This window comes from Aphanothece hegewaldii CCALA 016 (assembly GCF_003007785.1).
GTDB classification, from domain to species: domain Bacteria; phylum Cyanobacteriota; class Cyanobacteriia; order Cyanobacteriales; family Microcystaceae; genus Chroococcus; species Chroococcus hegewaldii.
Genome location: NZ_PXOH01000004.1, coordinates 169,448 through 190,450 on the forward strand (window position 1 = coordinate 169,448; position 21,003 = coordinate 190,450).

14 protein-coding genes are annotated in these 21,003 nt (G+C 39.3%); 8 read left to right on the top strand and 6 right to left on the bottom strand.

What is annotated here, in order from left to right:
- The first annotated feature begins 61 nt into the window (after window positions 1–61).
- Complete coding sequence (locus tag C7H19_RS05450) at window positions 62–2,332, top strand: FdhF/YdeP family oxidoreductase (protein ID WP_106455874.1); 2,271 nt, start codon at window positions 62–64, stop codon at window positions 2,330–2,332.
- A gap of 58 nt (window positions 2,333–2,390) precedes the next feature.
- Complete coding sequence (locus tag C7H19_RS05455; RefSeq protein WP_106455875.1) at window positions 2,391–3,320, top strand: isoaspartyl peptidase/L-asparaginase; 930 nt, start codon at window positions 2,391–2,393, stop codon at window positions 3,318–3,320.
- A gap of 88 nt (window positions 3,321–3,408) precedes the next feature.
- Here C7H19_RS05455 and C7H19_RS05460 read toward each other — a convergent pair whose 3' ends face one another.
- The 3 genes from C7H19_RS05460 to C7H19_RS05470 all read right to left on the bottom strand — a co-directional run bounded on the left by C7H19_RS05460 (window position 3,409) and on the right by C7H19_RS05470 (window position 7,603).
- Window positions 3,409–4,719, bottom strand: a complete 1,311-nt coding sequence (locus C7H19_RS05460) for an ABC transporter substrate-binding protein (RefSeq protein WP_106455876.1) — start codon at window positions 4,717–4,719, stop codon at window positions 3,409–3,411.
- 252 nt (window positions 4,720–4,971) lie between these two features.
- The gene (locus tag C7H19_RS05465) at window positions 4,972–6,204 is read right to left on the bottom strand and encodes a HEAT repeat domain-containing protein (protein WP_106455877.1); all 1,233 of its coding nucleotides are present in this window, start codon (window positions 6,202–6,204) and stop codon (window positions 4,972–4,974) included.
- A gap of 121 nt (window positions 6,205–6,325) precedes the next feature.
- Window positions 6,326–7,603, bottom strand: a complete 1,278-nt coding sequence (locus tag C7H19_RS05470) for a hypothetical protein (protein WP_106455878.1) — start codon at window positions 7,601–7,603, stop codon at window positions 6,326–6,328.
- Between the two features lie 382 nt (window positions 7,604–7,985).
- On the opposite strand from C7H19_RS05470, the gene C7H19_RS05475 reads away from it, so the two are divergent.
- Both C7H19_RS05475 and C7H19_RS05480 read left to right on the top strand, forming a co-directional pair.
- Window positions 7,986–9,359 (top strand): UDP-N-acetylmuramoyl-tripeptide--D-alanyl-D-alanine ligase, encoded by a 1,374-nt coding sequence (locus C7H19_RS05475; protein ID WP_106455879.1) that lies wholly within the window; start codon window positions 7,986–7,988, stop codon window positions 9,357–9,359.
- Window positions 9,360–9,376: 17 nt separating this feature from the next.
- Complete coding sequence (locus C7H19_RS05480; RefSeq protein WP_106455982.1) at window positions 9,377–10,102, top strand: WecB/TagA/CpsF family glycosyltransferase; 726 nt, start codon at window positions 9,377–9,379, stop codon at window positions 10,100–10,102.
- On the opposite strand, the gene C7H19_RS05485 is transcribed toward C7H19_RS05480, so the two are convergent.
- Complete coding sequence (locus C7H19_RS05485) at window positions 10,099–10,833, bottom strand: DUF928 domain-containing protein (protein ID WP_106455880.1); 735 nt, start codon at window positions 10,831–10,833, stop codon at window positions 10,099–10,101. The two genes, C7H19_RS05480 and C7H19_RS05485, sit on opposite strands and share 4 nt — an antisense overlap.
- Window positions 10,834–11,249: 416 nt before the next feature.
- Here C7H19_RS05485 and C7H19_RS05490 point away from each other — a divergent pair, with 416 nt between their 5' ends.
- On the top strand, window positions 11,250–13,802 hold the full coding sequence (locus C7H19_RS05490) for an EAL domain-containing protein (RefSeq protein WP_106455881.1): 2,553 nt from the start codon (window positions 11,250–11,252) through the stop codon (window positions 13,800–13,802).
- Between the two features lie 91 nt (window positions 13,803–13,893).
- Window positions 13,894–15,651 carry a DNA repair protein RecN gene (recN, locus tag C7H19_RS05495; protein ID WP_106455882.1) on the top strand — a complete coding sequence of 586 codons (1,758 nt, stop codon included), beginning with the start codon at window positions 13,894–13,896 and terminating at the stop codon, window positions 15,649–15,651.
- Window positions 15,652–15,705: 54 nt separating this feature from the next.
- Here recN and C7H19_RS05500 read toward each other — a convergent pair whose 3' ends face one another.
- On the bottom strand, window positions 15,706–17,409 hold the full coding sequence (locus tag C7H19_RS05500; RefSeq protein WP_106455883.1) for an iron uptake porin: 1,704 nt from the start codon (window positions 17,407–17,409) through the stop codon (window positions 15,706–15,708).
- An 850-nt stretch (window positions 17,410–18,259) separates the two neighbouring features.
- Entirely contained in the window at window positions 18,260–18,463 is a 204-nt protein-coding gene (locus C7H19_RS05505) for a hypothetical protein (protein ID WP_106455884.1), read from the bottom strand.
- A gap of 91 nt (window positions 18,464–18,554) precedes the next feature.
- On the opposite strand from C7H19_RS05505, the gene C7H19_RS05510 reads away from it, so the two are divergent.
- Both C7H19_RS05510 and C7H19_RS05515 read left to right on the top strand, forming a co-directional pair.
- Complete coding sequence (locus tag C7H19_RS05510) at window positions 18,555–18,794, top strand: DUF7219 family protein (protein ID WP_106455885.1); 240 nt, start codon at window positions 18,555–18,557, stop codon at window positions 18,792–18,794.
- A 300-nt stretch (window positions 18,795–19,094) separates the two neighbouring features.
- Window positions 19,095–20,972 (top strand): DNA-directed RNA polymerase subunit gamma, encoded by a 1,878-nt coding sequence (locus tag C7H19_RS05515; RefSeq protein ID WP_106455886.1) that lies wholly within the window; start codon window positions 19,095–19,097, stop codon window positions 20,970–20,972.
- The last annotated feature ends 31 nt before the right edge of the window (window positions 20,973–21,003 follow it).

The window sequence follows — 21,003 nt, forward strand, 5'->3', positions numbered from 1 at the left end:
GAAACCAAACCCCTACAATTTATAATTTTCATCATCAAAAGATTAACTAGAGGTAAACTACATGGACACCCAATCACCGCAAAATGTCCAAAAATACCCACCATTTAACGAAAAAAACGCCGAAACTCCAGATATCGGGGGTGGTTTGCCTGTAATTGAATATTGGGCTGAACATACACTATCACCCGAAGGGCCGAAACTCTGGAAAACTTTATTACATCATAGTGCTTGTCTCTCCTGCTCATGGGGAACTTCTGGGCAAAAAGGCGGTTTTACCAACGAAGAAGGGGAAAAACTACAACGCTGTATGAAGAGTGTTGAGGCTATTTCAGCAGAAATAAAACCCCCTATTAATAAACATTTTTTTGAGCAAATTAGTATAAGCGATCTACAAAGATTAACCTCACTCGAAGCAGACAGACTTGGAAGACTAAGCTATCCAGTTATTTTAAGAGAAGGGAAATCACATTATGAGCGTATTTCTTGGGAAGAAATTTATAATATTTCTGAAAACGCATTCCGCAAAACACCGGAGAGAGTCGCTTCTTATAGTTCGGGACGTTCTTCTAATGAGGCTGCATTTTTATTACAACTGATGATGCGTACACTCGGTTCTAATAATTTAGCCGATTGTTCGGATTTATGCCATGCGCCATCAACAACGGCATTAAATCAAATGTTTGGTACTCGTACTTCAGTGGTGAGTCTAGAAAACCTCAAGAAAGCTGACTGTGTGGTTTTAGCGGGTGCGAATTCTTCTTATAATCATCCGCGCTTCATGAACGAATTGATCAAAATACGCGATCGCGGTGGTAAGATTATTGTGATCAATCCAGTCATGGAAATTGGCTTAGTTAAGTTTGGTTCTCCAGCATTCCCCGTCAAGTCACTGATTCCAGGTTCGGATATTGCCTCATTATACCTACAACCGATACCCGGAAGCGATACAGCCTTGTTTGTCGGTATCCAAAAATATTTGAGCGAAAAAGGATTAATTAAACAAGATTATTTACAAGCATACACCGAAGAATGGGAAGCCATCCTAGAACAAGCAAAATCAACCTCTTGGGAAACTATCACGAGTATCTGTGGTGTATCCCAAGCAGAAATAGAAGCTGCTGCAACTATTATCGGTACTTCTCCATGTGTTGTGTTTGCTTGGGCAATGGGAATTACACAACATGACAACGGTGTAGATAATGTTTATAGTATTGCCAATACTGCACTCATAACCGGTAATGTTGGTAAAGAAGGGGCGGGAGTAATGCCCGTTCGTGGACATTCTAACGTACAGGGTTTCGGTTCGATGGGTGTCACCGTCAAGCTAAAAAAAGAAATTCAAGAAGCCCTAGAAAAGCTGTTAGGACGTTCTTTAAGCCGTGTACAAGGTTATGAAACTCGTTCTCTAATTGAAGCAGCAGACGCAGGAAAAGTCGATACTCTAATCTGTGTGGGTGGGAATTTATACGGTGCTAACCCTGATTCTAAGGGAGCCAAACGCGCTTTAGGAAATATCGAAACGATTATTTATCTGGCAACAAAACCCAATATAGGGCATTTTCACGGATTAGCTCAGAAAAATACGATTATTATTCCTGTACTCAACCGTTTTGAAAATCCTCATAAAACAACCGTCGAATCTGGTAATAACTTTGTTCGCCTCAATGATGAAGGGGAAACCCATCTCACAGATTCTGATCTTATTCCAGAAGTCGTGTTTTTAACAGAACTCGCCCATCGACTACATGGAGAATATCCCGTTAACTGGCGCAAATTACAAGATACTCGATATGTGCGTCAATTAATCGCCGAAACTATACCAGGTTTTGAAAAAATGGCTGTAATCGATGATACAAAAGAAGAATTTACTATCGGTGGTCGCATTTTAACTGAACCAAAATTCCCGACACCATCTGGTAAAGCGAAAATGTTTGTAACCCCTTTACCCAATCTATCTTTACCCAAAAAAGAAGAATTTGGCGTATCCCAAACCCAACAAGGTTTAGTCCTCGCATTAATGACGGGGCGTAGTTATTCTCAACATAACACCGTCGTCTATAAAATTGGCGATCAATATCGGGGAATGCCTCACCGTAACTGTATTTTAATGAACCGTATTGATGCTGAAAGTGCGGACATCAAGGAACATCAAAACGTTACTGTACAAGGAAATGCGGGCAAAATGGAAAATGTCGAGGTAATTTATGGGGCTGTCCGACAAGGAGCCGCCTTGATGTTTTATCCTGAAGTCAATGCTATTTTCCACCCCAAAGTCGAAAAACGATCGGGTACACCAGCTTATAAACGAGTTCCTGTATTCGTTTATGGTTAAAATAAAAGTTATGTGTTATAATGAAAGATTGGGCAATAATTTAAGCTGAACCAAAAAAATGACTACACCTAAACTAATTATTCATGGTGGGGCCAGTTCTTTAGAAGATAAAGGCGGTTTAATACAAGTTCGTCAATCATTACACAGTGTTGTAAAAGAAGTCTATGAGTTACTGCAAGGGGGAAAAAGTGCCGTAGAAGCAGTGATCCGAGGTTGTGAGTTATTAGAGGACGATCCGAAGTTTAATGCGGGTACAGGTTCAGTATTACAGTCTGATGGACAAGTACGGATGAGTGCCTCATTAATGGATGGCGATCGCCAACGGTTTAGCGGGGTGATTAATGTTTCACGCATCAAAAACCCGATCCACATAACGAAATTCTTACAAGAACAAGACGATCGCACTTTATCAGATTTAGGTGCAGCAGAACTCGCTAGAGAACTCCAAATCCCAATTTATGATCCTCGGATCGATTTTCGTCTCGAAGAATGGATCTCAGAACGTAAAGACAACTTCCAACGAAAGATGGCGCGTTTGTATGCGGGTTCTAATGAAGCAAGACGGGGTACAATTGGGGTAGTCGCCCTTGATAGTGAGGGAAAAATTGCCGCAGGAACCTCTACAGGTGGCAAAGGTTTAGAACGCATTGGCCGAGTGAGTGATTCTGCAACGGTTGCGGGAAATTATGCTACTCAATATGCCGGTGTAAGCTGTACGGGTGTCGGTGAGGATATTGTTGAAGAAGCTTTAGCGAGTCGTATTGTGGTACGGGTAACAGATGGTATTTCTCTCCCTGAAGCAATGAAACGATCGATTAAAGAATCATCAGAAAATAAACGGGATCTCGCCGCTATTTCTCTTGATGCGAGTGGTGCGATCGCATGGGGGAAAACCTGTGAAATTCTCCTTGCTGCCTATCATACCGGAGTTGCGATCGGCGATACCCTAGAATGGACTTCTGATGAATTGATGGGATATGTTGCTTAAAATGTTAGGTTTAAAGGGCTTGGAAACCAAGCCCCTACAGGCAACCTGTAGCCCTACGGATGCTCAAACCAAACCCTTTTTTATTTAATTACGGAGTTGGAGTAACCTTATCAATAATTTTTAAAGAATTATCATCTTGAACCGTCCAAACATCATAACTACCCAAAACATCGCCATTTTCATCGATATCAACATTACCACTCGCACCTTGATAGTTAATATCTTCGCCTTTTTTGATTAGTGCGATCGCTTCACAAGCATCTGTCACCTCTTTACCAGGTGCGTTAGCGACTTCTCTAATTTTACTTTGAATTCCTTCTCCCGTATTCGTTTTAGCGGCTTCGGCGGCTAACATCAATAAGACGGTTGCATCCCAAGTATGAGGAATATAAGCGGTAATATCTTTACCTGTTTTATCTTTCCATAACGTTGTAAAAGCGGCTAAAGCTTGTCCATCAGCCCCCGGAACCGTTCCTAATGCGCCACTAACAATCGATTTATTATCTTTGCTTTCGCCAACTGCTTTGGTAAAATCTTCTGAATAGACTCCATCGGTTAACAGAAGAGTAACACCTTTCATTAAACCTTGTTTGTAAGCGGACTGTATGAGTAAACTTCCAGTTTCTGAATAAAGAACGGCTACTACTGCATCGGGTTTATTACTAAACGCGGCTGTTGCTTCACTATCAAAGGTTGCAGCTTTTGGATCATAACGAACGGGTTTATCTTTATTAACAATATTACCGCCGAGTTTTTCAAAAGCTTTAACAAATTCTTTTTCAAACCCTACCCCATAATCATTATTAATCACTACTGTTGCCACATTCTTAAAACCTTTTTTATGAGCTAATGCGGCTAAGGCTTGGGCTTGATAAGTGTCAGGAGGGGCGGTTCTTGCCCAATATCCCCCAAATTCCCCTTTTTTCGCTCGATCTGTAAAAACAGGACTGGTACTACCTGGTGAGATTAATACTACTTTATCCCGTGCGGCAATATCAACGGCGGCACTGGAAACACTACTCGCAAATGAGCCGACAACACCCGCAACTTTATCCACTTCTGCTAGTTTAGTCATAGCTGATGCACCGGCTGCTGGATCTGTTTGATCATCTTCTTTAACAAGAGTAACAGGCTTTCCGTTGACACCACCACAAGCATTAATCGTATCAACCGCTAAAGTCGCTGCTTCTGGCATATTTTGACCAATAGCAGAGAGATCCCCAGTAACAGGCAACAGGGAACCGAGTTTAAGCCCACCTTCGGGCGCGGGGGTTTCAGTTTGAGTTGTATTCGTACCACCGCTACAAGCTTGGGTAACTAGACCAGCAGCGATCGCCACAACTGCTAAAGTTAAAGTAAGAGGAGATTTAAAAGATCTTTTTTTAGATAGATGACTCATAATGTTTTTTTACCAATTTTTCTTGAGATTAGATTTTAGCAACAAAGGAGATCAAGAACGGACTACCGCTTACAGTTTCTTATTTTTTTCACCAGACAACTCGTTTGTCAAACCTGTTCCCTGTTTTTTAAGAGTTTGGTTACGCGCTAAGTAGAAATGTTTCTGCTTCTACCATTTCTGAGTTAAAATTTTATATAAATTTTTGATTGACCAAGATCACGACAGATTTCTTTATTTTAATTTTCGGTTATTCTAGGTTAAATCTTCAAAAAGGTTATCATGTTGTTTTGTTAATTTTTTTAAAGCAGAAATCGCGTGAAGTTTTACTCTTTGATTATTATCTTGTGCGAGGTTACTCAATAATGAGTGTCCTTCTATTTCTCCTAAGTCTCCCAAAGAAGTAGCTAAAGTTTGTCTAATCGTCGAATCTTGTAAAACTTTTTGTCCTGATTGATAAAACTCTACTAAAATATGAGCGGCTTGTTGTTTTAACTGAGGCTCTTTTTGGCGACTCAAAACAGTAATAATCTCTTGACAAATGTCCCCATCACCCCATTCTAAAGCTTCCTGTAAGTATAAAAGTGCATCAACAGATTCAATCCATCCCAACGCCCTGACAATCTCTTGTTTTAATTCGTTTGGTGTTACAGGTGATTTGAGAACTGAAAATAAAGCCGCGATCGCTTCTGGTGTACCGAGCCGCCCCAATGTAATCACGGTTTGCTGACAAATTTCGAGTTTGAAATCATACAATAAGGGAATTAAATGATTAACTGTATCATTCAATACAGATTTTTCGGTAAAATAGCCTAATGCAATAATCGCTTCTTTTCTAACTTTAGCGGCTTGATCTTTTAAAGCTGCGACAAGAATAGGGTAAATCTGGGAATTTTTAAAACTTCCTAACGCTTCAATAGCAATAGCTCGAACGTTAGGATCATCATCACAGGCGACGGTTAATAAAGGAGAAATTGTCTCACAATGACGCATCTGCGACAGAGCTTTTGTCGCAAGGAGTCGCGTTTCGGGTATTTGAAGTAATTCCGTTAATGCTTCAGTTGCCAAGAGCCCAATTTCTGATAAAGCTTGGGCTGCCATTATAGATAGATCTTCTTCTTGAGTTTGTTGCGTGAGTTTTGCTAAAGCTAACACACAATCAGGGTGATGAAATTGACTCAAAATTCGACCAACAAACCAACGTATTTCTAAATCAAGACTTTCATCTTCTAAAAGACTAATGAGCGGTGCGATCGCACGATTTCCCAGTTTAGGAAATAGTTTAGCAATTTCCCATCTTTGTCCAAAGTCACTCTCGCATAAAATCTGTATAGCCAAATTTAAAATCATTTCCCATTCAACATCCCTGACATTTGGATCGTCGGTGTGTTCTTGTTTTTCGCTCAAGAGTTGCTGTAAAATTTGGCTGGCGAGCGTCCAGTTGGCTTGCTCAAGTTCAATTTTGGCGGTATTCAGCTTGGCTAACATTGGCGATCATTTAGTTCGGTTTGAAGATGGATATACTTTATTATTATCGGCTTTCCCACCCATTTAAACGAAGCTATATGTATATTTAACATCAATGATTCGCTTTTTTTACATCCTATTTTTATGAGCCAATTTGTTTTAAACAGGATAGATCAGCTTTCCCAAAATGGATACTAAAACCTACTTGGACATTTTCTAAAGATTTGATTAACCAAGGAACACCATCGCTGGAAAAACCTTCATAGTGATTAAATAAAATCGACAACCGTTTATCAAGATAAGGTTTGACCTTGCGACACATCAAAACCAGCTTGAGTAATAAACCAACAGTCCCAGTTACGCCCATATTAGTAATCATATCGATAAAAATATAATGCTCTGGCTTCTGTGGGCTTTCGACAATCAGATAATTAAGTAACTGAGAAGAGGTTCGTAATACTAAAAATTCACTTGGTTTTTGATGATTACATTGCGGTAAGGTATTTTGTAAGACATCGTATAGTTTTCGATTAAATTGTCCTTTTCCATAATCAGCAGAAGTAATCAGATATTCGTATAATTCGTCTTTAAATGCTTGATATGTTGGTACATAAGCTGTTTGTGTTAAAAAACTTTGTGATAGATCTCGATAGGTATGCCCATTGTCAACGTTTCCAACATATTGTTTTAAAGCGCGGTTTAACTCACGATCGCTTAACAGAGTTGGATTTTTAACAGGTTGAATAATTCTGCCTGCTTCTGCTGAAAAATCGGACGAGTTTGATAATTGGGCTAAACGAACTTTGTAAGTCACATAGCGAGATAAATTGACTTCAAAACGTCGCTCTGTTTTAGATTTAATATGTCTAACGGTTTGTTGGTGTTCTTGAGAACTTTCATCACCCAGTAAACAATGATCGTAAAGATAAGGATAACGATTAATCAAAGTTCCTACAGAAGTAGAACTTTTTTCACTGTACTTACTGCTAATAATACGAGCTAAACGTTGTAATTTAACGTAATGTTCAGATAAAGTGAAATTTTTTACCAACTGCCGCAGACTGTTAGCTGTTCCGTGATGTCCTTGTCTAGCGGGTGCTAAATTTTCTAATAAGCCAACTAATTCGGGAATGGCTGGCTGATGTTGAGGACTCATTTGCCAACGGTTAATCAAAATATGGCAACAACGATTAAAAAAATGATAAAAAGAGAACTCAGCATCTTTGGCTTTAACAATTCGCTCAAGAGCCATATAAACTTGAGCATTACGATATCCTCGCCCCTCGATAAACAAACGGCGAAAATCTTCCAGTAATATTTCAGGAGTCTCTCTTTGTACGCTATCTAGCAAATAGTCGTACAATAATTGCTCTTCTTCTCTTGTGTGTTTTGTGTTTCCTTGGGGACTAGCGAGTGTCATTCTAGTCAGCCCTCCCTAATAATAAGCCGATAAAATATCAAAGCTAGATTACAACAGTTGTTTAATAATCGATCTTGGTTTACTATCATTTTTATCAATAGCCACCCTGAATACTATCAGTAGTATTTTCTTGCGTAAGCGATCTTTTTATCTTAAGGCTACTTTGAACAGTTGTCTATCGATTCAATGATCGCCAGTCAGAAAAAAACTAATGACGGCTAGAGTTATTTATTAAATTGACTAATTGAGGAGTTCAGAAGGCTGATCCCCAAATCATCAATATGTTGTATTACCTAGAATAGCGGAACAAAGCACAGTTTGTCAGTGATCTTGATCACTAACTCATATTTTTTTTTTATTTTCAGTGAGTAATTTTAGTTTTATGGCTTCTCAGTTATTACTTAATCAAATAATTTCGATTCTCGATCCTATTCAATCCCAGTATTTTGACGAAAATGAAATCCTAAAAGTTACGGGAATTACTACAGACACACGTACCTTGAAGCCAGGAGAAATATTTTTAGCTTTACAAGGAAATAATTTTGATGGTCATGATTTTCTTGAAGATGCGGTAAAGTTAGGTGCGATCGCTTTAATTATTAGTCAACCGATTTCAGTGGAATTATTTAAGCAAATTCCACAATTGTTCGTCGAAGATACTTTAGTCGCTTATCAAAAAATTGCTTTGTGGTGGCGGCAACAATTTAAAATTCCGATTATTGGGATCACCGGTTCGGTGGGCAAAACAACAACTAAAGAATTAATTGCGGCTGTTTTAGGAACTCAAGGTCTAGTCCATAAAACCGAAGGGAATAATAATAATGAAATTGGCGTGCCAAAAACCTTACTTGCTTTAAATACCAGTCATGATTATGCTGTCATCGAAATGGGGATGCGTGCTAGAGGCGAAATTGCTTTATTAACACAAATTACTCAACCTGACATCGGTATAATTACTAATGTTGGAACCGCTCATATCGGACGACTCGGCTCAGAAGAAGCGATCGCACAAGCTAAATGTGAATTACTCGCTCAAATGCCAAGTAGTAGTATCGCTATTCTCAATCATGATAATGAGCGTTTGATGAAAACAGCCCCTCAGTATTGGACTGGAACCACTTTAACCTATGGTTTAGAAGGTGGCGATCTTTGCGGACAAATTATCGATCCTCAAACCCTCAGAGTCAATGGTGTAGATTTTACTTTACCTCTCGCGGGTCGTCATAACGCGCTGAATTATTTAGCGGCCTTAGCTGTAGCAAAAGTTTTAGATCTCGACTGGACACCATTAACGCAAGGATTATCCGTTCAATTACCAAAAGGCCGATCGCAACGTTATCAGTTAGATAATGATGTACTAATTCTCGATGAAACTTATAATGCTGGTTTAGAATCAATGTTAGCGGCTCTAAACCTGCTTAAAGAAACGCCTGGAACGCGTCATATTGCCGTTTTAGGGACGATGAAAGAACTCGGTGAAGCTGGGTGGCGATTGCACTATCAAGTGGGTGAAATGGCTCAAAAACTGGGCATAGATCGACTATTGATTTATGTCGATGAACCCGAAACCGAGGCAATTGTAGAAGGAGCCAACGGGGTTCTAGCCGAGTGTTTTAAGACTCATGAGGCGTTGATTTTACGCCTGCAAGAAATCGTTCAAAGTGGCGATCGCATTCTTTTTAAAGCCTCTAATTCAGTGGGTTTAAATCAAGTGGTTAATCAATTTCGTTCAATATATGATAATTCTAATCCGTGAGCTTTCAATTTTTGGTTATGTTAAAAACTCCTAATTCTGTTCCTGTCTTGAATTTGCCTGTACATTTGCTAGATAACTATACAACATGGCTCAAAAAACGGATTGAGCAAAATGTCGGAACCCATGTCGTAACGCTAAATGCTGAAATGGCTATGTTAGCCGAACAAGATAAATCAGTAGCTGAGATCATTCGTTCGGCCGATTTAGTCATTCCTGATGGAGCCGGCGTTATTTTATACTTAAAGTTACGTGGTCATCAACAGTCGAGATGTCCGGGTATTGAACTCGCTGAGTCGTTATTGACTCAATTGGGAATTGATGGTGAGCAATATCCGATCGTTTTTTTTGGCGGACAACCTGGTGTAACTGAGCAAGCAGCCCAAACGTGGCGATCTAAGATTCCTGAAATTTCTATTTTGTCTAATCATGGTTATTTGAGCGAAATTGAACAAAAACAATGGCAACAAACCCTTATAGAAAAACAGCCCAAGTTAATCTTAGTGGGGTTGGGTGTGCCTCGCCAAGAATACTGGATTCGTCAAAATCGTTCTCTTTGTCCTCATGCGACTTGGATCGGTGTTGGGGGAAGTTTTGATATTTGGTCGGGAACTAAGACTCGCGCCCCGCGATTGCTACGAGATAATCATCTTGAATGGTTGTATCGTTTGTATCAAGAACCTTGGCGCTGGCGACGGATGTTAGTTTTGCCTCTGTTCTTTTTACGATCGCTTTTTCCCAGTTAGAGGCTGTTGCTTGATGAAGGAATTTCTAGAGAAGCTATCAGTTTTTCCCAGAGTTGAGAGAGTCCTGGATCATTCGGTTGCATTTGTTTCAAATTGGCGAGGATGGCGATCGCTTCTGGCCACAAATGAGCCTCTTGATAAATCCGTACTTTTTCGAGGGGTGTCGCTTGCCGTAATTGTTGTGCTATTTCGGTACGGAGTGGGACTCGTTGAACCCATCCTTCTACAACATCATCATGGGCGCGATCGGTCGCTTTGTAAATAACCGAAAGATACCAGTGATAAGCTTTTCCTTCTGCTAGTCCTTTAAATGTCTGAGTCTGGGACAGTTGAAAAGACGTAATTTCCTGTTGTGTCGTCGGTTTAAAAGTGGCTTCGTAAATCAGTTGATCTGCTTCATCTCGTAAAACAAATTCAACCATTATTTGATCTGAGTTTTTAAAAAAAGGAAAATAAAACCATAAACTAGGTAAGCTTTGAGTTGTTAGGGTGAGACCTTCAGAAATTAAAGCAATTAAAGGTCGGCAATATTGCGTTCTTGTATAATCATCTATATTTTCTAAGCTACAACCCCGCGAACCACCACCAACTCTACGTGTTGGCCAACCTTGTCGATTTTCTGCTTGACTTTTTGTCCAGCCATTTTCTGTAAATAAAATAGACAAGAAAGTCAAAATTAAGGTTAGACTGATCAACGATCTTTGATGGGTTCTAAATAAGCAAATACTCATAAAACTGCTTTCATTCTCGTGGGTTGCCTTGATTGTTAAGTTAATACATTTTTACTCTATTAAATTTTTCTAATTGTCTTTTGTTTTAGTCAAAAAGACTTAAAGTTAATTTTTGCTTATTATAGGATATTTCCGTAAAATAACTTATATTTTAAAATACTAACAAAATTTGTTTTAAAAGCAATGAGTGAAACTACGGATATTTTATGAAGATTTAATAAGAATGCTTAGGGGGGGTATAAAATGAGAAGAAATTCCGCACAATTATTGCTTACTCCGTTTTTGAGTTGTATGATTGTCTGCATAAGTAACAGCAAAAAACATTTAGATAATTCTTAACAAATTGAGATAGTAAAGATTCTATGTTTTTAACCCTTGTCAAAAGTTCTTTCTGTAAATAATGGTGAATTTATTGAGTGCTTGGCGACAAAGTTCCTTATTATAAGGCCAAAAATCTAACAGCTTCATTGCGCGTTCGAGTTCAAAGAGTGCTGATCGCAAGTTTATTGATCACTTTAGCCATTATGGGGGTGAGACAAACTAAAGGATTACAAGTTTTTGAACTCGCGGCTTATGATCATCTTGTTAGACGTTCCATTCCTCATCAACCAGATGAACGACTATTAATAGTCGGCATTTCTGAAAGCGATATTCAAAAACAAAAACGCTGGCCATTGTCTGATCAAATTATTGCAAGACTGTTACAAAAATTACAGCAGCATCAACCCAAAGTCATCGGTTTAGACGTTTATCGAGATATTCCCCAAGGTGTCGGACATGAGGAATTAGTAAAACAACTACAAGCTAAAAATGTCATTACGATCGCCAAAGGAGAGGAAAGAGAGAGCGATGCGGTGTCTTCTCCCCCAGAAGTTCCATCTATGCAAGTGGGGTTTAGTGATCTAATTGTCGATATAGATAATGTAGTCCGTCGCAATTTACTGTATGTTGAATCTCCATTTCTTTCAACAAACCTAACAAACCCAGCAAAATTTTATTCCTTTGCGCTGCGGGTTAGTTTAAAGTATTTAAACAATCTAGATTTTCAAGTGACTCCTGATGCTTTAAAAATTGGTTCAACCCAATTTAACCGTTTAACGCCCAATGCAGGAGGCTATCAACTTGATCTTAAAGATACCGTCGGATGGCAAATTTTACTACGTTATCATTCGCCTAATAGAGTTGCGCGACAAGTCAGTTTAACTGAAGTACTAGAAGGCAAAATTGACCCAAGTTGGCTAAAAAATCGTGTAATCTTAATTGGATATACTGCACCAAGCGTCAAAGATGTTTTTGCAACCCCCTATAGCGCGACAGAAAACACTAATTATTTAATGAGTGGAGTTATGATACATGCTCAGATGGTTAGCCAAATATTGAGTATGGTGTTAGATAATCAACCTCCCATCAGAGTTTTACAAGATTGGGTAGAATGGTTTTGGATTTTGGGATGGTCTATACTCGGTGGAATGCTCATCTGGCAGTATAATCGACCACTTTATGCTTTAATGGCAGTAGCGATCGCCACAATAAGTCTTTGGGGAATTAGTCTAATTTTATTCAATCAGTCTATATGGCTACCAGTAATCGGGCCAACATTAGGATTATTAGGTACTGGAGCCGTGATCTTAGTACGAAAAACTTATCATAGTCTTTACTATGATTCATTAACAAATTTACCAAATCGTCGGTCTTTTTTAAAACAAATTCGACATCTTAAAAATAATCATATTTACTCTCAACATCCTTTAGCCGCGATTTTATTTCTAGATTTAGACCGTTTTAAATTAATTAATGAAGGATTATGTCAACAAGCAGGTGATTATTTATTAATTGAGACTGCCCATAGATTAGAAAAACTGCTCAAAACACATGGACAAATCGCCAGAGTAGGGGGTGACGAATTTGCGATCTGGTTAAGAACGGTGCAAAATATCGATGAAGTCACTCATTTAGCAAACCAATTACAAGAACAACTCAAACAACCGCTCAAATGGGCTGGCCATGAAATTTTTACCAGTGTTAGCATTGGTATTGCCCTTGAAAGAATCGATCACCTTTTCCAAAGTGAAGAATTATTACGTCATGCTCATATTGCCATGTATCGAGCAAAAGAAAAGGGAAAAGATCGCTATGAAATGTTTTCACCTGTCATGAAATCTCAAGCTGAATCACGCTGGCAATTAGAAACAGGTCTAAGAAAAGCCATTCAACAACAAGAATTTAAACTGTACTATCAACCGATTATTTCCCTAAGAACCCATAAAATTGTCGGTTTTGAAGCCTTAATTCGTTGGCCTTCATCGGATAAAGGGTTTATTTCTCCAGGTCAATTTATCCCTATTGCTGAAGAAACAGGTTTAATTGTACCTCTAGGAGAATGGATCTTAAAAGAAGCTTGTTGTCAGATGAAACAGTGGCATCAACAGTTCCCTCGCAATCCCCCTCTGCTCATGAGTGTCAATTTGTCAAGTCGTCAATTTAATCAACCTGATTTATTAATTCAGCAAATCCAAAATATATTAAAGGAAATGGTTGATGAAAAACAACGCAACAGTCTAAAGTTAGAAATTACTGAATCAGTCATGTTTAATAATGTTGAAGGAGCGATCCAACTGCTGCATCGTCTCCGAGCATTGGGTTTAAGACTGAGTATTGACGATTTTGGTACGGGATATTCTAACCTCAGTTATTTACATCGTTTTCCCATTGATACCCTAAAAGTCGATCAATCTTTTGTCCGACGGATGCACGAAGAAAATGATAATAAATATGCCCAAATTGTGCGAACGGTGGTGATGTTGGGTCATAATTTAGGTTTAGAAGTCGTTGCCGAAGGAATTGAGACAGAAGAACAAATGAGGTCTCTGCTCGCTCTTAATTGCGAATTTGGACAAGGTTACTTTTTTGCTAAACCTTTACCTCCATGTGAAGCAACAGCACTTTTAGAAAGTGATCCTCAGTGGTAGTGAAGATTAGGATCACATAAAGCCGAATTCTTCTCTATCTGGTTTTCTCTATAATAAAGACTGGACTTGTCAAAGATTTTACTCAAACTTCATGCTTGCTCTGTTGCAAATCAAAAATTTTACTTTGATCGATCAGCTAGAATTAACCTTTAGTTCGGGTTTGAATGTCCTCACAGGTGAGACGGGTGCTGGTAAATCGATTATTCTCGATGCGATCGATGTAGTATTAGGAGGGAAAGCCCATAGCCGTTTGATTCGTCAAGGGAGTAACCAGGCTATTATTGAAGCGACTTGGAGAATAAATTTATCTTTGCAAGAATGGTTAAATGAACAAGAAATCGATCCCCTAGAAGATAGTACTGTAGTCGTCAGTCGAGAATTAACCCTTTTTGGCAATTCTTTACGTTCACGTTCTCGCATTAATGGTGTTTTAGTCAACCGTCAACAACTTTCCCAACTGCGTACAAACTTGGTGGAAATTACCGCACAAGGACAAACGGTTCAACTGATGAATTCAGTTATACAACGAGAGTTATTAGATTTGCATGGTGGTGATGTTTTATTAAAACAACGCGATCGAGTACGCTCTTTTTACGAAGTTTATCAAATTGCCCAACAAACCCTATTAAACCGCCGTCATTCGGAACAACAACGTTTACAAAGATTAGATTTACTCTTATATCAACTCAAGGAATTAGAAGAGGTTGGACTGAATGATCCTTCGGAGTTAAATCAACTAGAACAAGAACAAGAAAGGCTGTCTCATGTGGTGGATTTACAACAGTCTAGCTATCAAGTTTATCAACTTCTTTATCAAAATGATCAGGGTGAATGTTCGGTAACAGATTCACTTGGACAAGCTGAATCAATTTTATTGAATATGGCGAATTATGATCGCTCAGTTGAACCGATTTTAGCAATAGTTCGTGATGCTCTAAATTTAGTTGTTGATGCTGGACATCTTGTTAATAGTTATGGCGATCAACAAGAAGCAGATCCAGAACGTTTAGCCGAAGTTGGAGAACGAATTACTTTACTAAAGCGAATTTGTCGGAAATATGGCTCAACATTAGCTGAAGTGATTACTTATTATGAAAAACTACAACAAGAAAAAGATGAGTTAACGGATCAAAGTCAAACGATTGAAGAGTTAGAAAAAAATTATACTGAAGCAGAAATTGTTTTAAAACAAGCGTGTGAGCAACTGACCGAACTTCGACAACAAGCGGCGACAAATTTAGAAAAACAGTTAATTAGAGAATTAAAACCTTTAGGGATGGATAAGATTATCTTTGTCTGTCAAATTATGCCTTGTTCTTTTTCGGCTACGGGTGCAGACATGGTGATATTTTATTTTAGTCCCAATCCAGGAGAAAAAATTCAGCCTTTGTCGGAAACTGCTTCAGGCGGAGAAATGAGCCGTTTTTTACTAGCTCTTAAAGCCTGTTTTTCTCATGTTCAAGATCACTCCAGTACACTAATTTTTGATGAAATTGACGCGGGAGTATCAGGTAAAGTGACTCAAGCGATCGCCGATAAACTCTATCAACTGAGTCAAACTCATCAAGTTTTATGTGTGACTCATCAACCTTTAGTAGCAGCGATGGCGGATGCTCATTTTAGAGTTGGAAAACAGATCATCGAAGAATTACCGATTTTCTCTGAAGATCCGACGGTTGGTTTATCGGAAATTCGGACGGTAGTGCGAGTGACTCCTCTTAATAGTCTCCAAACTCGACGGGATGAACTCGCTTTCTTGACTGGAGGACATTCGGCCGATGAAGCGATCGCTTTTGCTGAATCTTTATTAATGAAAGCCGCGATGCAAAGAAAGCCTCAGTTAACATAAAAATAAGGGCTTGGCCAATTGACCAAACCCTACTTAACTCAAGAAACCTTAAATTTAGAATTTGAAGGTGGTACGGAGAACACCAACATAAATGGCATCGTTGCTTCCGTCATTATTAGGATTGAAGACCACGTATCCACCAGGAGTAACAAAAATGTTTTTAGTTACAGGAATTCTGAAACCGGTTTCAACCATGTAGGAGGTTCCACCTTCATTTGCTTTGGGAGGCATACCACCACCAACCCAGAATAATGAACCTTCAACTAAAAGATCGACTAAAGAAGCGTTGACGTTCCAAGTCCAGACATCTTGATCATTAAAATTAATGTCTTTATCTTGAGATTGGACTTGAGCAAAGCCACCCCAAGCAGCAAGGTTAACAAAAGCAATTCTTGTACTTGCTTGTAAACCATAACGATCGGCTGTCATTGGTGTAGTTGTGTCAAAAGGAAACTCAGCATTTAAACTGCTAACGCCACCAAATAAACCACTAACACTATTAGGATTGGTATTTTCCTGATAGGTGTGAATGTATGTTGCAGCAATTTTGAAGTAATCCTTGTAGTTAAAGCCAATTTGAGCACCAGCAGAATAGTCACCGTTGAATAAACCAGCGCCTTCAACTGGGTTAGCGGCTTCACCCGCTAGATAAGCTGCGGTCACGCTAATAAAATCATTGCCGAATTTAAGAGCACCACCAGCACCAGAGGGACCTCTGTAGAGTAAGTTGTTGTATCTTTGTCCACGAGATAAAGCACCGATTCCACTATCAGATAGATAAGGGTTACCTGTGTCAAAAACGTCATCCAAGTTTAGACCGCTTGTACCAACCCACAAGGTGACAGGTCCAATGCCAGTGCGATACCATAAATCGTCGATCGTCACGTCATTATCAGTACCATCATCATAGGCTAAACGAGTCATGTTGGTTCCCGTTCCGCTTCTTGCGTTAAATTGGTTACCACCAAAGTTACCCGCTTGTAAACGAGTTCTTAGTAAATCTTTACCTGTGAAACTGGTTTCAAAGTTGAGACGGACTCGATCTTGGAATACGGTTTGGGTTTCATCACCACCACCTTGATCGGGAATACCACCACTGGCCCGATCGCCGAAGGTATCAGCGATACTGAAGATGACTTCCCCTTTTAGTTTGGTGGTTGTCGAGAACTGGTGATCTTCTAAGAAAGCGACACGCTGTTCTAAGTTGTCAACTCTTGCGCCAAGTGCGGCTAATTCCGATTCAAATTCTTGGGCTAGTCTTTTGAGTTTATCGATGTCTTCCCGTAGAACACCTACGCCATCTTGGATTAAGCGTTCCATTACGTTCATACAAGCGTTTAAACCTGCCGCAAATTCCCAACGGGATAAGGCACGATTACCGCGAAATGTTCGGTCTGGATAACCTACGATACAACCATAACGCTCGACTAAGCTACGAAGTGCTTCAAAAGCCCAAGCGGTGGGTTCAACGTCACGAAGTTGGTTAACGCTGGTGACTTGTGACATGGGATTATTGTAAATCCCAGAGTCAAAACGCTTGGTGTTGTACCGATTAATTTGATTTAATACCTCTGCTTCCGTTGCTGGAGTTTGAGGGGCCGCTTGTGCCAGTAGTAAATCTTGAGTGAAGGAAGCGTTTTCCGTTTTTTTGATTTTTTCTGCATCGCTAGGAGCAGCGATCGCACTTTGACCCGCTAGAAAAGAAGCACCTAATACTATTGGTGCAGCCTTTAGTAAGTTTTTTGCTAATTTAGACATAGTGTCAATCCTCACACCTAAATATGGATTGAATTTTTGATTACGATGTTTGGCTTTTGAAAAAAACCATACCCTTATTCTATGGGATAACTCTCCAATTTGGTTGACACTCCTCGTCTCCATTTGACAAGGATTCTTGGTTCATCTAGTTCACTTACCCTAAATCCCTTGCGGTTTTTAAGCCAGAGGTGATTCTATACCCAAGCGTTCAACTCCATTGCAGGAGCCTAGTTCCCGACTGCTATGGCGGTACTATTCAAAACTTAAATCGAAAGTTTCTCTAGTACTTGTTGCTTAGGACTTTTACCTACACAAGCGTGTTCTGTGCAGAATCCTCTAATCCTAGTTTTCAAGGTGCGTCTATCGTTAGATAGCTAGGTTTTTAGACAGGTTAATTACCTTTTCCTGTGCCTGAAATTCTATCATGAAGCCGTCCTAAATGACGAGGTTTTAAACCAATATTTTTGATAACTATCACTAATTTTATTGATGATTATCTGTCGAATGCTTATCATTCAAGCCTTAGATCGTTTTTCACGCTGCGCTTTACTTTATGCCAATTAATAAAGTGTCACTCACGGTTTGAATTTAAAGCTTATTGAATCAGCCATTGTATGCAGTATAAGTGCGACTCACTTTATTTTTTCTTAATTTTGTCTTTAATCGAGCTTAATGATTTTGGAGGCAGAGCGACTAGGCGAATTAGTATCTCAAAATAATAGATATTTGGGTTTTGATTTAAGTTTTGAGCGAGTTTTTTTGTGAAAAATTTAAACATCGATCAATGAAGTGAGTAATGCTGGTTGATGCCTTTGATTGCCACCTACCATGATGCAAAAACTGCATCGCTTTAGGATTGGGGGGATTGTGAGTCAAGCACTTCAAAGTCTGATTCCTCTAAGGAAAGAATAAGCGGTTCATTGATATTTTCTAAAGGATTATCGAGTAAGCGGACTAACCAACGTCCTGATGTTTCTTGCGCTTGGATAGATCCTAAAATTCCTGCCGCATAATCAGGATGCAAAACTCGAATTAAGTTACCGACTCTGGGCATTTTGTAACTTTTGAACGATGATTTAGATTAAGAATATATTAATAATAGGTTAAGAAGGTACAATAAAGAAAGGGATATAAGGGGGTCAGTCATGGAAGATAACAAGTGGGGAATGAAAGATAATTTTATCTGTCCAAGAAGCTCTTATCACGGGGATTTTTCCCCCACAAGTCTGGCTTTTAACGCTAATTTACAGGAATTTGCCACCAGAGTATCGTTTATTGCTGGTTTACATACAGGGGGTAAGCTAGAATCAAATGACGCTTATGAGCAAGTTAAAACTCTATGGCACGATCTTAAGCGCAGCAAAAAGCATTTACAATTGAATTAAGAAAGATGGGTAAAACCTTAACGCTTTCTGCTCATCCAATTGATCTAACCAAATTTAGCAGGCGAGTAGTATAATATAAGATCTTAGATTCAGTTTGTCCTGAGTCAAACTTTTGTAGTGACTCTCTGTGAGAGTAATAACCATTTGCTCCTTTATTCTATTCCAACAAAACTGATGATAAAAGGAAAAAGAAAAAAATAAGCTTGCACTCTTAACCCTCTTAGTGAGGAAAATAACCTCAGTCTTAAGCTTTCTCTTAAGTTTTTAAATTAATTAACTTGCATTCAACAGAGCATCAGAATGAAAACCCCAGCAGATCAACGGTTTGACTATGTAAAAATTGGTTTAGCCTCTCCAGAAAGAATTCGTCATTGGGGCGAAAGAACCTTACCTAATGGCATTCTTGTAGGAGAAGTGACCAAACCAGAAACCATCAACTATCGTACCCTAAAACCTGAAATGGATGGGTTATTCTGTGAAAGGATTTTTGGACCATCCAAAGACTGGGAATGCTGGTGCGGTAAATATAAAAGAGTTCGTCATCGGGGAATTGTCTGTGAGCGTTGCGGTGTAGAAGTCACAGAATCTCGTGTGCGTCGTCACCGGATGGGTTTCATAAAACTAGCGGCCCCCGTGACTCATGTTTGGTATCTTAAAGGAATTCCCAGTTATTTAAGTATTCTGCTCGATATGCCTTTACGGGATGTCGAACAAATTGTTTACTTTAATGCTTATGTTGTCCTAGAACCTGGAAACGCAGGAAATCTTCAGTACAAACAATTATTAACCGAAGATCAATGGCTAGAAATTGAAGAGCAAATTTATGCCGAAGATTCGGAATTAGTCGGTATTGAAGTCGGAATAGGTGCAGAAGCGATCGAACGACTGCTTCAGGAAATTAATTTAGAAGAAGAAGCGGAAAAATTACGCGAAGAAATCGTCGAAAGCAAAGGACAAAAGCGGGCTAAGTTAATTAAACGCTTACGAGTGATTGATAACTTTATCGCAACAGGTTCATTACCTGACTGGATGGTTTTAAGTGTCATTCCTGTCATTCCACCAGACTTACGCCCAATGGTACAACTCGACGGTGGACGTTTTGCCACCTCTGACTTAAATGATCTTTATCGTCGGGTGATTAACCGTAATAACCGTTTATCTCGTCTACAAGAAATACTCGCCCCAGAAATTATCGTTCGTAACGAAAAACGAATGTTACAAGAAGCAGTAGACGCATTGATCGATAATGGTCGTCGGGGACGTACAGTCGTTGGTGCAAATAATCGTGCTTTGAAATCCTTGTCTGATATTATCGAAGGAAAACAAGGTCGTTTCCGTCAAAACCTTTTGGGTAAACGGGTTGACTATTCGGGACGTTCTGTTATTGTAGTTGGACCAAAACTGAAAATTTATCAGTGTGGGCTACCGAGAGAAATGGCGATCGAATTATTCCAACCTTTTGTGATTCATCGTCTCATACGTCTTGGTATTGTGAATAATATTAAAGCAGCCAAGAAAATGATCCAACGAAGCGATCCCATAATTTGGAATGTTTTAGAAGAAGTCATCACCGGACACCCAGTTTTACTCAACCGCGCACCAACCCTACACCGTTTAGGAATTCAATCCTTTGAACCGATTATCGTAGAAGGACGCGCAATTCAATTACACCCCTTAGTCTGTCCAGCATTTAACGCCGACTTCGACGGTGACCAAATGGCGGTACACGTTCCATTATCGATCGAATCTCAAGCCGAAGCACGTTTATTAATGTTGGCTTGTCATAATATTCTATCTCCTGCGACAGGTCGTCCGATTGTGGCGCCATCTCAAGATATGGTTTTGGGTTGCTACTATCTAACCGCAGAAAACCCCAACGCTAAAAAAGGTGCAGGGCGTTACTTTGGCAGTTTAGATGATGCTCTCAAAGCTTATGAACACGGTTTATTAGAGTTACACGCTTCTGTTTGGTTACGACATGACGGGCCTGTAATGAATGATAAACCCGATGATGAAATCTTAAGTACTGAAGAAATGACTGATGGTACGATTTGGAAACATTATCGAGAACGTAAGATCAGAGAAGATAAAAATGGTGAAGTGATTTGCCAATATATTCGTACTACCGCAGGACGGATTATTTACAATAAAACCGTTCAAGATGCCTTAGTTGCTTAGGAAGATATATATAAAGTAGGACAGAGAGACG

Coding starts and splice junctions, on each gene's coding strand:
- C7H19_RS05500 (WP_106455883.1), bottom strand. CDS start 17,409: ATGTCTAAATTAGCAAAAAACTTACTAAAGGCTGCACCAATAGTATTA.
- C7H19_RS05510 (WP_106455885.1), top strand. CDS start 18,555: ATGGAAGATAACAAGTGGGGAATGAAAGATAATTTTATCTGTCCAAGA.
- C7H19_RS05485 (WP_106455880.1), bottom strand. CDS start 10,833: ATGAGTATTTGCTTATTTAGAACCCATCAAAGATCGTTGATCAGTCTA.
- C7H19_RS05450 (WP_106455874.1), top strand. CDS start 62: ATGGACACCCAATCACCGCAAAATGTCCAAAAATACCCACCATTTAAC.
- C7H19_RS05455 (WP_106455875.1), top strand. CDS start 2,391: ATGACTACACCTAAACTAATTATTCATGGTGGGGCCAGTTCTTTAGAA.
- C7H19_RS05505 (WP_106455884.1), bottom strand. CDS start 18,463: ATGCCCAGAGTCGGTAACTTAATTCGAGTTTTGCATCCTGATTATGCG.
- C7H19_RS05515 (WP_106455886.1), top strand. CDS start 19,095: ATGAAAACCCCAGCAGATCAACGGTTTGACTATGTAAAAATTGGTTTA.
- C7H19_RS05475 (WP_106455879.1), top strand. CDS start 7,986: ATGGCTTCTCAGTTATTACTTAATCAAATAATTTCGATTCTCGATCCT.
- C7H19_RS05460 (WP_106455876.1), bottom strand. CDS start 4,719: ATGAGTCATCTATCTAAAAAAAGATCTTTTAAATCTCCTCTTACTTTA.
- C7H19_RS05480 (WP_106455982.1), top strand. CDS start 9,377: ATGTTAAAAACTCCTAATTCTGTTCCTGTCTTGAATTTGCCTGTACAT.
- C7H19_RS05465 (WP_106455877.1), bottom strand. CDS start 6,204: ATGTTAGCCAAGCTGAATACCGCCAAAATTGAACTTGAGCAAGCCAAC.
- C7H19_RS05470 (WP_106455878.1), bottom strand. CDS start 7,603: ATGACACTCGCTAGTCCCCAAGGAAACACAAAACACACAAGAGAAGAA.
- recN (WP_106455882.1), top strand. CDS start 13,894: ATGCTTGCTCTGTTGCAAATCAAAAATTTTACTTTGATCGATCAGCTA.